Genomic DNA, 13,555 nt, shown 5'->3' on the forward strand with positions numbered 1-13,555 from the left:
GCACAGCATCGCCCATGGCACGACCTGATTCATCTCTGATAGAAACACTGCTCGCTTCGTCGTCTTGGCATAGCGTTCAAAGCCACCTTCGGCAAATGTTGTCTGTCTCATGGTATTTATGATTCAACGGAAAATAAGCTTATATTACCGTTTCTGAATCATTGCTCGGGGACTTAATCAGAGATTCCTTAGGTATGATTAGTTGCAATTACTTTTGAAAAACCACCTTTTCAAAACCTTTTGTAGGCTCAAGAAAATACCTCTCGACAAATAAATTATCGACGAGAGGATCATCTTAATCTCAATCTACCTCCCCACCCCATCCCCCACAAACCCAATCACAGAAGCATTCGCCCAGTTAGCACAAACCTCTGCCTTGCCCGTTGCTTTGACACCGGTTGTCTTCAATTTAAGTTTGCTGATACCACGTATGTCCAGTTCTGGTTTGACGACTGCTGGTGCGGTGATGAGGCCGCTGTCGAATAATAGTTTGTCGTCGCCCCATACCTGGAATTGCAGGCCGCCGTTGTTGCGGCAGCTGTCGTCTATGCCTACGTCGGCGCGGAAGGTTTGCCAGTCGCCTTTTAGCTGGTAGTCGATTTCGCTGTTGCCAGCGACGCCCAAGCCTTTGCGGAAGAGCAGGCCATTCATTTGCATACTACTTTGCATGCTTCTTTGCATGCTGGTTTGCGCGCCGGATTGTTTGCTGACTTCAGCTTTCACTGGCTTGGCACTTGCGCTGCTATAGGGCTGGTCTTTGGCGTAGCTGCTTTTGTTGCCCGCGATGATTGTAGCAACGGCATCCGACAAATAGGTTTGCAGCTTGGCTTTGTCAGGTGCTGGTTTTTCCAGAATGCTGAATTCTGAAATCGTGATCGGGCTGACGACAACGGGGTTGAAAGCGTTGTAGGCTTTGGCTGGTTTGGCTTCGCCTGTGCTGGTGAGTACCATGGGGTCTTGGGCGTCGCCGTCGTCGTTCTGGTCGTGCGTGCTGAGGATGCGGAAGCGGAACAGGCGGCCTGCTTTGGCGGCGAATTCTACTTTTTGTTTGCCTTCCTGTTTCTTGAGCTGGCCGGTGTAGATGGGTTTGCCCCATTCGCCGTTGGTGTCGGCCAGGTAGATTTCAAAGTCTTTGACCTGGCCGTATTGCCAGTTCTTGTCATTGCGTGGGGCGATTTCAAAACCGTTGATCATGCGGCGCTCGCCGAGGGCGAGGCTGAATTCGTGTGCGCCTGTTTTTTGCGACTGGTCTCGCACGGTGCGGAACCAGGTGCCGGGTTTGCCGTCGAAAGCGTTTTCCAGCGGGTGGCCGGGTTCTTCTGCCGGGCGGCTGAGTACGATGAGGCTGTCTGCGGCGATGGTGTTGCCGAGGTCTGGTGCTGGCGGGTAGTCTGCTGTTGTCGCGAGTTGCCTGTTGGCGGTAACGGCAAGGCGGAACTGGTAAGCCTGATTAACGGGCAGTTTGGTCGTCTTGATGTGGACGGTGCCGTATTTTTCTGCGGCGTCAAAATACCAGCCGCTGCTGGCTTTGTCGTAATCTGCGTGGCTGCTGTATGTCTGCAGGTTTTGTTCACCAAAGTGCACTGCATCTGGCTGTACGCGGGTGTGTACTTGCAGTTGCAGGGCGCGTTGCTGTTCCATGCCTTCGTAACTGCCTTTGACTGCGCCTATGATGATGCTGATGTCGCCTGCGCGGTTTTCTGGGGCATCGACAGTGAAGGTTTGCAGGCTGGATTTGCCGCTCTGGTACTGGCGGCTTTCTCCATCATCTTCATACAGGGTGAAGCTGGATTTACCGTGAGGGTAGATGTCCAGCGTCAGCACGTCCTTGGGTACCTGGCCGTCGTACAGGGCAACCGGGTACATCGGCAAAATCGCGCCAGCGCGTACCATGACGGGCAGTTTGTCCAGCGTAACTTGCTGGTCGATGACTTTGCCCTTGGCGGCTGCCATCACGACACGGCCATCCCAATAATCTATCCAACGGCCCTGCGGCAGGTAGATGCCTTTGCGCCAGCCCTTGCTGGCGGCCTGGCTGCGATAGACGGGTGCAACGAGGAAGTCTTTGCCTAGCATGAACTGGTATTTGTAGTTCTCGTTATTGGCATTGGTATCTTGCGGATAATCCCACATCAGGCCGCGCACGATGGGTGCGCCGCTTTGCTCTGCTTCATGCGCATAGGTGTACATATAGGGCATGAGGCGCATCTTGAGTTTGAGGTAATCGCGGTTGATGCTGCGGTAGGGTTCGTCAAACCACCAGGGGTGTTTGCGTTCTGACTTTGACCAGCCTGACATGCCCATGAGTACGGGCGTAAAGGTCTTCCATTGCAAATCACGCGTAAAGGTTTCGGGGCTGCCGCCAAAGATGCCATCGACATCGCCGGTGGCATAGGCTTGGCCGGACAAACCTGAGCCTATCAGCGTGGGGATGTGCCAGCGTATATAGTCCCAGCTACCGGACTGGTCACCTGTCCAGGTGACGGCATAGCGTTGCGTGCCAGCCCAGCCCATGACGGTCCAGACAAAGGGGCGTGCGTTTGAATTATCGAGTATGCCTTGTGCTGCAGCCATGTTGGCATCGAGCGAGAACTGGTAGCCTTTGCCTGTCCAGGCGACGTCGAGCTTTTGCGCGCGCGTGCCTGCCGTGCCAACTTCCCATGCGATTTTATCGACGCCGTTTTCTGTCCACAGGCCGGTGCGGAAGCCATGTTTTTTTAATCCAGAGACGACCTCGGGCAAATTGGTATAGCCGCAGCCATAGCCGTCGTTAGGTAATATCCAGCCGCCAGGCATGTCGTGTTCGCGGTATTTGGCGGCCACTGCTGCCACCACGTCTGGCGTCTTGCCTGTCGGGCCATCAGTCCAGCCTGCGGGCACGGTGCCGGGCTTTTTACTGTTGTCGCCATCGTTGTAGCAATCGGCATCACCATATTCATAGGCCCAGCGTGGCAAGAGTTTTGCACGGCCCGTGAGTACGGTGTAGCTGGCCAGCACGTCCTTGATGCTGTCGCCGACGAAGTAATAGGCGTCGAAGCGTTTTTCCTGATGGCTGGTGCTGAGGTAATCGTTCGAGCGAAAATCATAGCTGCCGTTGCTCCAGGTATTGCGCAAGACGCCATAGCCTTTGCTGCTCATATAGAACGGCGCGGGGCTGGGTCTGTCGCCCTCCTCCCAACCACCGGAATAAGATACCTCAAGCTGCTTGCCCTTGAAAGCATAGCTGCCATTTTGCTGACCACCACCAAAAAAGGCTTCATCGGGTGTGCTGGAGAGTGTCTGGAAGCTGGCCTTGTCGCCCAGTTCCAGCGGCTGTTTTTCTTCCCATAGCAGGGTTTTATTATCGGCCTTGTAGAGCGCCAGGCGCACAGGCGAGCGGTAGATGCGCAAGGCCATGGCAGATGTCTGCACCAGTTGATAACCGTCTGGCGCAGTGACGCTGACCGGGAAATCCGCATAGTCTTTTTTGAGCACAATAGGCGCAGCCTTGTCACCGGCATCCAGCAACTGCCCCTTGCTACCCACCCAGACACGGAACATATCTGGCTTAAGCAAACTGATGCGGACGATACTACCTTCATCCGTCGTGAACTCAATCTGGCGTTGCGCACTGACAGACAAGTTGCGCATATTGCCCAGGGGTGCGGCATGGCTGGTCGATGGTGAAGATGCCAGCAGGCTGGAGACAAATATGGAAACCAAGCCTGCGATAAGGGTCTTGCGCAATGGTGGATACATGGTGGCGTCAGTGGGTAAATGCGGCGTCAGGTGAATGGCGATTCAGGGCAGGATCAAGGTAAACTGTCGTTAATATATTTAAAGTATTTTCCCACATGAGGCATGCAGGGCTCAAGCCTTGTTTAAGCGTCTGCTTGAAGCATGCCACTGCATCTGTATCAAGCGACAAGTATTACGCAGCAACGCAGCACATGCCGTGCATGCCGCCGTGACGAACAAGAGCAGTGCTCTGCTCAAGAGCCTGACTCACGCGAAAGTTAAATAATGTAAAATGGCGATCAGATTTGAATTCTCCCGCATGAATAGAAAAATGCCGGAGGATCAAGCACTGTCACCATACTTAATTATTCTGAACATGAAAATTTTCACTGTCCTGTCGTTTTCTTTTTGCGCCCTTGGTGCCCATGGTGCCGCCCATGCCGAGGATATATGGCCGGGCCAGATTGAACTGAACAAGAGCGCCCAAACCGGATTTGAAAAATACAAGGGGGACAAAACCAAGAAAGCCTTTGCCGTGTCTGCTGACGGCTCCTGGGGAACAGGTTTTGGTTTTAATAACGATGTCCTGGCCATACGATCGGCGCTGTCAAAGTGTCAGCGCCATACTAAGCTCAACTGCAAACTCTATGACCTTGATGATGAGGCCTTCCAGGACAAGTATGCACTTTTTCTGACAGAGTCTGAGCGTGCGATAAAAAATCTCAAGGTCCAGAATGGTTATCAGGATTTTGAAAATGCCGATTGGTTTTTACCAACGGTGAAACACCTGCGCCCTGGCAGTGAAGGCTTCCACTATGCCACGCCCACCAGCATAGAAGGTATAAAGAACATCAGCACCCCAGAGCTGGCAGAAAAGCTGGCTAAAAAACAGATCAGCGTGATCGACGCCCTGGGTATAGACAATAGCGGCATGACCTTGCCGTTTGCCATCTCGCTTGACGGTGCGGCCAATCTTGCAGACGACCCTGAAGCCGCCTTCAATAAAAACCTGGATGAAGATTTGCGTGCGGTCATGAAAAAAAACTTTCCGCAAAAAGACGCTGCCATCGCGGTATTTTGTGTTTCTGAAGAATGCTGGATGAGTGTCAATACCCTGGTGCGCCTCAAGGACATGGGCTACTCCAATCTGTACTGGTATCGCGGCGGCATCGCTGCATGGCAAGCAGCAAAATTGCCAGTGGTGAAAGCCGTACCGTTATTGACCGTGATGCGCTAGACCTCAAGCATCACCACAAAAAAGCCTGAGCCATCGGATGACGGCCCTGGCTTTTTTATAGTAGCTGCGCATTGAGGATGGCTGCACAGTGATGGTAGCTGCGCAAGGAATACATCGCCCCTATTGCAACCAGGACTTCAAAGGCTGTTGCGCATAAGCCTGCATTTTCTCGCCAACAAAAATCTGTGGTGACGAGGGATCAACTTTCGCTGCCTTCTCACGCTCGGTCACCAACTCTTTGGTATGTTCAAACACTTGCATCAGGTTTTGACCTGAATCGAGTTTGCTGCCAAACAGGGCATCAACAAAAAACGTATTGTTTGCCAATGGCTGGCAACCATAAGACACCTTGTCTTGTGCCGACGCAGTGACAATAATGCGGTTCGGTGCTTTCAATTGCGAGATCAGGGAACCCGAATAGCAGGAAGAAATGATCAGCACTGTCGGGAATTTTTCCAGAGGTGCCAGTGCCGTTTTGAGATAACGCGTCCAGATAGGTGCAGTGGGCTTATTACCTATTTCAACCGCCACCAGGTCGGTATAGCCATGGCTGGTCAGCAAAATGGTCACCACATCACCCTGCCTGGCCTGGCTGGCAATATCCCTGGCCGTCTGGTCCAGGCTGCCCAGATGAGCAAAGGGAGAGTCAAGTTTGTCCTGATGCGGGTCATTATTGAAGCTATAGCTGATCAGTTCAGGATTGATTTCTTCCAGCCTTTGTTTGGCCAGTTGCACATCCCCCAGAAAAGCCCTGGAACCTGAATGCAAACCAAATCCGGCGTACCAGACCCGGTGATGGTCTATGGCTCTCGCCTTCTCCTGATTACTGAGCCTTTGCTGCGCCATCAATTGATCACTCATCTCACGCGCCTTGTCCTGGCCGGGGTTCAGATAAGTAATAGCCGGCTTGGTCGCGCAAGCAGACAAGAGCGCCAGCAGACCAGTCATCCACAGGGAAGAGGAAAGTTTCTTCATGTATTTCTGCACACTTCTTTAAGCGATAAAGCTGGCTATCATAACATTTGTTAAAAAATGTGTCATGCTCTACTGCGGGAGTTAAAAACGGAGAAGCTTGCGCTCATACTGGCGAGCTCGCTAACGCAAGAATGGATTCTTCGTTTGTGTGCCTGGGCAGCACCATTGATGACGCAGAGCTACCGTTCACTTCGGCTACAAAACCCGGCAGTGCCCAGATTGACGTAGCCTATGTATGCCCTTTGGCGATGCAAAAATTATCGGTATGACTCACGTTGAAGTCCAATAGTTATACCTTTTTTGACTTTCGCCCTGTCCTTTGCGTCAGGTCGATTAGCGCTTTTCTCCAGGTAAAACTGATATGTCTCTAATGAGACTATCTCGTTAAACCAGGGCACGGCATTCTCATCGACCAATTTAAGGATATTTTCAAGGCTTTGCGTAACCTCATCTTCAGTGGCAACATCAAAATTTACACCACTGCGCATATTTTCTGGAAATCTCCCGGACAATGTTCCTCCAATTGAGCACGTTCTAAATGGGAACTCAACAAACTCGCCAGTGACAGGGTCATCTATCCAGGGGCACATGACTGTGACAAAGATTCGGAGAGAGCTACCGCTCCCAATTATCTCACCCCAAAGCACATCAAAAAATGGCCCCCGCTTTCGCCAAAAATAGAACGTCTTCTCTATCGCAAACCCTCGCCTGCGCATTTTATTGTTGAACGACTGATTGGTTAACTTATCCAGTTGCGTAAGTGTGGTCATGGCCTGCCTGTAATTTGAAGAAACTTCTATATCGATCGCGAATTTTTTGCAAATGAGCGGGATGCGGTATTAATATCTCCGTGGAGAATTTACCACCATGCAGTTACTTAACATTTGATGGAACCCGCTTTGCATATTGATGCGCCCGCTACGTTGCCACAGTCTGATTCAAGCTACAATACTACAAGAATCTTCAGAATTTAAAACCACTTCTGTGGCAGCGATCATAAAAAAATCACGGCATCGTTTATGTCGTATCAATGCCAGGGACAGCGGCGGAGAAATGTGTAGATGGGCTTCACCTCACGCCCAGGCTTTAATGGAAAGTTTGCATGAACAATAGTACCCGCCAGATTGTTTTTATCGATGGTGTTGGCGGCAAGCGCTATATGCGCGGCACATTTGTCCGCTACTTTGAACAACGCGGCTACAAGGTACTATGCTTTGATTACAAGGTATCGTCCCAATCCTTTGATCAAATCCAAAAGAAGCTCAGCGAATTGCTAACTGCAGTCGGCAGTCAAGGTAACTACCATGCTGTCGGCTATTCTTTTGGTGGTGTGCTTCTCAGGAGCCTGAACGAGCAACTGGAACCGCACTTGCGGCCCAGGCGCGCAGTCTTGCTGGCATCACCACTACGCGCCATGCGGCTCGCCCGCAGATTACGTCACTGGAAAATCTACCAGATACTGACTGGCGAATGCGGCCAGTTTGCCGCTGATGAAGAAAGGATGAGCAAAGTCCCCATGCTCAGCATACCCTGCGCACACGTTTATGGCACATGGCCCTGGCTGGGCGCTTTCTGTTTTTTCTTTGGCTTTAACTTGCCACACGATGGCATGGTTGCTGCTGAAGAGGCCATGCCATCGTCGCAGGCGCAGGCGATACCTGTACCGGCAAGCCATGCATTCATTCCATCGAATGTGCATGCATTGAGGGCCATGGAACAATGCTTTGCTGCCGACGCTTAGGCAGCAAAGCACAGTTGCGATGTATGCCTTGCAGTGTCATCAACGCATTGATGAGCACATTCATCTTCATCACCACAAATGTCTTAGGCAGCGATAGACTTATTCAGCCCGCTCATATTCCCAATGAAAATTCAATGAATTGAATTTATCCGTACTATGGGTGCCAGAAATATTGACGAGTTTGGCAGCAACCATATCGTCAAGGCCCGCGTCAAAATAACGGCCATTGATGTGATCGCCAATCTTGCCTGCCTGGATAGATCGTCCCAGATTGGTTTCGAGTATCAGTCCCAAAATGATGTTATCCCATTCAAGAAGGCGGACATTACAGATATATTCACCTGTTGCCAGTTTCAGTGTCTGTTTATCCCCTTCTGTCTTGCCGACGGAAAAACCATCAACTTTCACAGGTAATAATTGCAGGCCGCAAAGAAAGGCATGTGGTTGATTATTGGTATGCGTCCACAATACGACTTCGCCCAGATCATCAAGCTTTGAGGCAAAACTGTTGGTAGAAGGCATATACCCATAAGCAGTCGTTACTGCGATTTTCTTTTTGCCCGGCCCAGGTTTTTTCTCTCTGTTGAAATAAGGCCACAGGTACACTTGTGCCAGGATAACGTCAAGTTCGACATCGAATTTCGCCTTTACCCTGGCCACATGCATTTCCTTGGCTTTATCTACCTTGGCCTTGGCATGGGGATCGTGAACGCGTGATGAAGGTGCGGAAGTATGTGAAACACGCCAGCCTTCATAACGATCTTCGACCCAGTATTCATCCAGCCGCCCCTGCCTGCTGGAAGTGACTTTTACATCACTGACGATAAATGACAATCGCCATTCCATCGCCTTTTTGCGGCTGGTACTGGCGGCCAGGCCAAAGCGTGCTATGGCTTCGTTTAAAAATTGCAGTTCATCACCATCTGCCTTAAGCGCAGCCTGGTCCGGGTTGGCCAGGAGCAGGTTCACCTGGTTATAGTGACTAACCACTTCCATGCGCATAGTCAGTACCATGGTACCCCAGGATGCCATGAGTGGCAGCACGGCAAGGCCGCCATCATTATCGAGATAGTGATTTTCTACCTGCGTAGCCGCTGTAATGGCAGAGACCAGTTTGATGCGTTTATTGATCAGGTTAGTGGTGCTCAGATATTCCTTGAGATTTTTTTTGATGCCTTCCAGGGTCTGGGTCAATGCCTTGATTTCAGCCTGTTTCAGCAAATCCTTCATACGCTGTTCAACATAGGCGGTGATCTGATCCCAAAAATTCTGATCGTGATTGTCAGGCCAGAAGAAGCCGACAATGGCCTGCACTGCACCACCAAGCTCGGGCATCTTGTCTATAAGTGACAGCGTTGCCTCACGTATAAAATCGGTATGAACCTTGAATGCCATTGGCTCTCTCACCAGATAACCAGTACTGGCCGGCATAATGCTGAACAACTGATAATCGCGGTTGGCGGTATTAGAGTTCAGTTGATTTTGCTGTACTTGCGCACCATCTTTCCCCGCATCTTTTACTTCCAGCATCAGACCACTATGAGCAGCCTTGATGTAGTAATAGCCCTCACCGTTCGACATCAGCCTGAAACGCTGGTTGGGCGAATTACCGTGTGAATCACTCCAATCCCATTGCAACAGCTCTGCGCCTGCATCTTGCGAAGCGTTCTTGATATCCCAGTACAAACCGGAATGACTCATGATCACATAAAAGTGCCCCTTGCCATTGCGGGCGAAACGCACTTGCTGGGCAGCGCTGCCCAGGATCGCGTTTTGCGACTCTATCTTCAGCCCTTTTTGTTTTTCCTGCCTTTGCACGCCCAGTGGCTGCTTGCTATGTTTGGGGATGATGAAATAAGGTCTGTCGTTCTCAAAATTGAAGGCCATGCAAAACTCCAGGGGAAAAACCGGCATGCGCCACCGTGGTGACAAACATCAGACCGGGGGAATCAAAAGACGGGATAAAAAGACAGCTCAAGACCATGCATTTTATAATCAAATGCACAATCATGTTTCCTTTTTAATCATTACGGCGGTGTTGCCGCGTTTGCTCTTGCTCCTGGCTTGCCTGTTAAGCCTTTGTCTGTGCACATAACAGCTACCCGCCATGGCAATTTGCAAGCTGTGCGATAAGGTAACAATGGCTGGATGGAAATTGTCTATGCCACCAATTTAAAGAGGGCAGCATACCTGCGCAGTTTTCATCAGATATGGCAGGCCGAAGTCGTCAAGAAAGGAAAGCATTTCCCTGTACATATCGCCAGTCGCATATTCGGCATCTTCTTGAGTCAACGGAGTATCCATGAAGTATTTCATAATGCCCCAGTATCTGATCATCGTATTCTTTTCCCAATCGGTTTCTGTATAGGCAGCAGATGCATTTGCTCTCTTCAGGGTATCAGGGTCGGCATATACATCCTTTGCCCTTTCTATCGAAGCCATTTCTTCTGCCGGGCCAAAAAATCCAACCGGGCTGCCAAATGCACCTCTATAAAAATACACTTCCTGCAAATCTGACAGAGCATCAAGATTGCCATCGTTAGCATCCAGCTTCTCAACAGCAGTTCGATGAGCCTCGGCAAAATCCAATACGCCACCACTTCTTTTTGACCACCCTATACCGATATTGCAGTCATTGCCGGATGTATAGAATTCGAGAACCACAAAACAAGAGAAATTGTCCGTCACCCTCCAGCGCCAGACGCAAGAGCCCGGACGCTGTGCACCAAGCTTGATTTTTTTATCCAGCTTAAATAGCCCATCTATAGTGAGCCTGGTGTTTATATTTTTCTGGATATGTGCTTTGAATTCTTTTTCCATCTTTATGTATCGTCTGGTGTATCAGCCTTGCATACATGCGTCGGCATGGAGTTGGTGCTGCAGGCTGGAGTAGCTATACAAAATCAATTTGGCCTGGTTTTCTTTAAAGCCTAATTTTGTTGAGCTCATATGATGGTATTTTCAGCATTTGAGGTTAACTGAGGAGAAACGCAATTCCTGATTATAAGACCGCTTGCAAGGAAACACTTATAATCACCGCATAAATAAACTCCATTGATCACGTCAGACTCTCATTTAAGCTAACGATGAATACCTTCGAGTGGGTAAAGATTAATTTTTCAAATCTTGGTTTTGACATAGATGAAAATCTCGTTCGCAAATCTCTGCGATACATTTCATTTACTAGGCAGTCGCCAACATGCGATTTTATCCAGCAAAGAATATCAGTAACGCAGTCTTCACTGAATAAGCAATGTCTTTGCATCGTGCTCTCTATCGCCGTGCTCCAACCTGATTTTTTGCGGATGCATGAAAATGAAGAGCGAGTATTCGAGGAAGCTTTAAGTGTCGAGGTCTTGAAAACCGGCTTTGAACAACGGGGCTGGCACACATCTATGGATTATTCAATTGAAAACCACAGTGATTTTGAATCAGATTTTTTCAAGCGTATATTGCCCTGGTTGGACAAATTCTCTGAGCCTCAAATATTCATCGCAGTATTAAAAGGCGAATTAAACTTTGGTGCGCCTCAAGAGCAACAGCAAGGATCTGTCATTTCACGCACCATGAATTTTCTATTCCCAAAACCCCAAAAAGAAGCAAGGAAGCCAGGTATTTTTTATAGCCGCCTTAATCAAAAATTCATTGCGGATATTTTATATCAACAAGGGAAAGCAATTGAAGCTCTTCCCCATATGCAGCAATGGATAAATAGCCTTACCCGTATTGACAGTTGGTCAGAACCTTATAGAGAAAAAATCAAAGAACTCACAGCAAGCGCGGGGGCGAATAGTGAAACGTAATCGTATTTATGGAAAAAAGTGAATAGCAATAAGCAAGATAAATCCGACTGCTTAGCTATTTCCAAATTTCAGAGAAATACTGTTTAAGTGCATGGAGTTAATTGCTGTACTTGTTATTACACTCTAGTCTAATCGTATCTACACGAACTTTATTAAAACTCGTTTAGCCATAACACCCCCGACTCAACGGTCTTGGCAAGCATAGGCTCTGCTGCACCAACAAAATCACTCAATAACACGCCCATGGGCGGGATACTGGCCGGACAATATTTCCTGATCAGTCAGCTCGTCACCGTACCAGAGTATGACTTTGTATGCACCGGCCCCGAACGCCAATTCACGAAATGCGCGGCCTTCTACCTGGGTAAAACCACCGTCGGGGTTGCCGAGTGGGTGGAAGATGATGATGGGATTCATCGCCATCGCAGAACTGGATTTGACGCGCTTAACAAAGGCCTTGATGAGTTGCTGTGCCAAGGTAAAATCAGATACAAGTGAGCGAGGATGAGCAAAAGGATTAAGCACAACGGCACCGGCTTTTCCCATTATCGAAGACCGCGCCTCAGCGCCAACACCCAGTATCTTTTGATCAGGTGGCGCACTGATCGCCAGTTCAGGTACTTCTGAAATGCACTCTCCCGATTTGATATTCTTCACGCTTAAGCGATCAGGAGAAATTTGGACATAGATAAATTGCTTGAAGGAGTCGAACATAGGAAATTTACTTTCAGGACTGGAGAAGCGTACCAGAGCGCAAGTAAATGCACTCCAGAGTAGAGACATTTGATCATTGAATGACGAAGAGTCAAAGCAATGTGCGCATAAAATTCAAGGCTCTTTGTATATCGTCAGGACAGTATTCACTCCAGCTGGGATGAATTTCACACCATTCCAGAAAGTGCACAAGACAGTCAATCTGTTTTTGATGCAAACAAGAAAGCTGCGCTTTCGCCTCATGTTGGAATTTCAACTCCGGCCCAAGATGGTAAATCAAGAACTCTGTTTCCAACTTGCTGTACTCTGCTTCCGGCGTCAGGCAGAATTCCAGATAGTGGGGAAGTATCCATTTTAATCCGGCAGTCGATAAGCAACTCAACTCATTATGCAGATAACGGATAACATCCCGAGTAATCTTCCGGTCTCGTTGTTCTTCCAGATAATTCCTCAAGTAAGCGCATTGCGGGCAATCACCCTGGTGAACCGAGAGTGCCCCCTTGGACGGCATAGGCACTACTTGGAATGAAGATGCAATTTCATTTAAGAGGGCAGTATTGTTCATGTTTTATTAGAGACTGATTTGCCAGAAGATGATTTTTGCAACGCTGTAATATGCCCAATTTATGGAATACTTTGCTTTCTCACTGAACATGTTGAACAACAGACACTTATCAACTGAAAAGTTGAAACTCAAATAGTCTTTGAATTTTGAATATATATTACCCATATGAGCGAGCACACTTGGACTCGCAGCAAAAAAATTCGCGGCTAAAGCCGCTCCTACGGGTTAGTAGAAATCTGGGCGATATCTACACATCGCTGTAGGGATGCATCATTTTCCTGCACCTATTCAGTTTGCAAGGAAAAACCAATAACTGAGACTCGCTCTTTTGGTTTATTTTTATTTTCAAAGAATAGGTACTTAAAACCATCGATGTTAAGCTCTTTAAATAAAAATAAACCTTTATTTGAATACTCGGCCCGTTCAAAAATTCTATTTCCACTTTTAGGAATCTGATGCTGCAGTTCAGAATAGGTACCAGAAGTCCCCAGCAGAAGTTCTTGCGGGGGAGTAGCCAGAGAAGTATCTGAGGTCGCTGGCAAATCACTATCCAGATATGCCCATTTCAAGGCTGCGACGGATGCAGCCCAATATACGCCAGTAATGAATGGGGCCAGCGGGTCATCTCTTTCCAGATTTTTATTATAAGCTTGGGTTCCGACATAAAGGTTTGTCCCCAGACAAAAAAAACCGCCGGAAATTGCTTCCGCGCTTTCTCCAATCCTGGAAAAGGACATCCATTTTTTCAATCGCAGCGCTTCGTCCAGTCCCATCGTTTACTTTTGTGCTTTGGCTATTTAATC

11 protein-coding genes are annotated in these 13,555 nt (G+C 48.8%); 3 read left to right on the plus strand and 8 right to left on the minus strand.

What is annotated here, in order from left to right; genetic code table 11:
• Positions 1 to 306: 306 nt before the first annotated feature.
• Positions 307 to 3,738 carry an NPCBM/NEW2 domain-containing protein gene (locus ACO0LI_RS17020; RefSeq protein ID WP_423033942.1) on the minus strand — a complete coding sequence of 1,144 codons (3,432 nt, stop codon included), beginning with the start codon at positions 3,736 to 3,738 and terminating at the stop codon, positions 307 to 309.
• Positions 3,739 to 4,093: 355 nt separating this feature from the next.
• Here ACO0LI_RS17020 and ACO0LI_RS17025 point away from each other — a divergent pair, with 355 nt between their 5' ends.
• Positions 4,094 to 4,954 carry a rhodanese-like domain-containing protein gene (locus ACO0LI_RS17025; RefSeq protein WP_423033944.1) on the plus strand — a complete coding sequence of 287 codons (861 nt, stop codon included), beginning with the start codon at positions 4,094 to 4,096 and terminating at the stop codon, positions 4,952 to 4,954.
• A gap of 120 nt (positions 4,955 to 5,074) precedes the next feature.
• Here ACO0LI_RS17025 and ACO0LI_RS17030 read toward each other — a convergent pair whose 3' ends face one another.
• Both ACO0LI_RS17030 and ACO0LI_RS17035 read right to left on the minus strand, forming a co-directional pair.
• Entirely contained in the window at positions 5,075 to 5,929 is an 855-nt protein-coding gene (locus tag ACO0LI_RS17030; RefSeq protein ID WP_423033946.1) for a C13 family peptidase, read from the minus strand.
• Between the two features lie 257 nt (positions 5,930 to 6,186).
• Positions 6,187 to 6,699 carry a hypothetical protein gene (locus tag ACO0LI_RS17035; RefSeq protein ID WP_423033948.1) on the minus strand — a complete coding sequence of 171 codons (513 nt, stop codon included), beginning with the start codon at positions 6,697 to 6,699 and terminating at the stop codon, positions 6,187 to 6,189.
• 332 nt (positions 6,700 to 7,031) lie between these two features.
• Here ACO0LI_RS17035 and ACO0LI_RS17040 point away from each other — a divergent pair, with 332 nt between their 5' ends.
• The gene (locus tag ACO0LI_RS17040) at positions 7,032 to 7,670 is read left to right on the plus strand and encodes an esterase/lipase family protein (protein WP_423033950.1); all 639 of its coding nucleotides are present in this window, start codon (positions 7,032 to 7,034) and stop codon (positions 7,668 to 7,670) included.
• A gap of 99 nt (positions 7,671 to 7,769) precedes the next feature.
• On the opposite strand, the gene ACO0LI_RS17045 is transcribed toward ACO0LI_RS17040, so the two are convergent.
• Together ACO0LI_RS17045 and ACO0LI_RS17050 are read right to left on the minus strand one after the other, a co-directional pair.
• Complete coding sequence (locus ACO0LI_RS17045; RefSeq protein WP_423033952.1) at positions 7,770 to 9,557, minus strand: RICIN domain-containing protein; 1,788 nt, start codon at positions 9,555 to 9,557, stop codon at positions 7,770 to 7,772.
• Positions 9,558 to 9,842: 285 nt separating this feature from the next.
• Complete coding sequence (locus ACO0LI_RS17050) at positions 9,843 to 10,490, minus strand: hypothetical protein (RefSeq protein ID WP_423033954.1); 648 nt, start codon at positions 10,488 to 10,490, stop codon at positions 9,843 to 9,845.
• 266 nt (positions 10,491 to 10,756) lie between these two features.
• On the opposite strand from ACO0LI_RS17050, the gene ACO0LI_RS17055 reads away from it, so the two are divergent.
• Positions 10,757 to 11,473, plus strand: coding sequence for a hypothetical protein (locus ACO0LI_RS17055; protein WP_423033956.1), 717 nt, complete (start codon positions 10,757 to 10,759; stop codon positions 11,471 to 11,473).
• Between the two features lie 225 nt (positions 11,474 to 11,698).
• Here the strand turns inward: ACO0LI_RS17055 and ACO0LI_RS17060 are convergent, their stop codons facing one another.
• The 3 genes from ACO0LI_RS17060 to ACO0LI_RS17070 form a co-directional block, all read right to left on the minus strand.
• Positions 11,699 to 12,187, minus strand: coding sequence for a rod shape-determining protein (locus tag ACO0LI_RS17060; RefSeq protein WP_423033958.1), 489 nt, complete (start codon positions 12,185 to 12,187; stop codon positions 11,699 to 11,701).
• A 91-nt stretch (positions 12,188 to 12,278) separates the two neighbouring features.
• Positions 12,279 to 12,752, minus strand: coding sequence for a hypothetical protein (locus ACO0LI_RS17065; RefSeq protein WP_423033960.1), 474 nt, complete (start codon positions 12,750 to 12,752; stop codon positions 12,279 to 12,281).
• Positions 12,753 to 13,036: 284 nt separating this feature from the next.
• Positions 13,037 to 13,525 (minus strand): hypothetical protein, encoded by a 489-nt coding sequence (locus ACO0LI_RS17070; protein ID WP_423033962.1) that lies wholly within the window; start codon positions 13,523 to 13,525, stop codon positions 13,037 to 13,039.
• Positions 13,526 to 13,555 lie beyond the last annotated feature (30 nt).

It is taken from the genome of Undibacterium sp. Tian12W (assembly GCF_049339405.1).
In the GTDB taxonomy this organism is placed as follows: domain Bacteria; phylum Pseudomonadota; class Gammaproteobacteria; order Burkholderiales; family Burkholderiaceae_D; genus Undibacterium.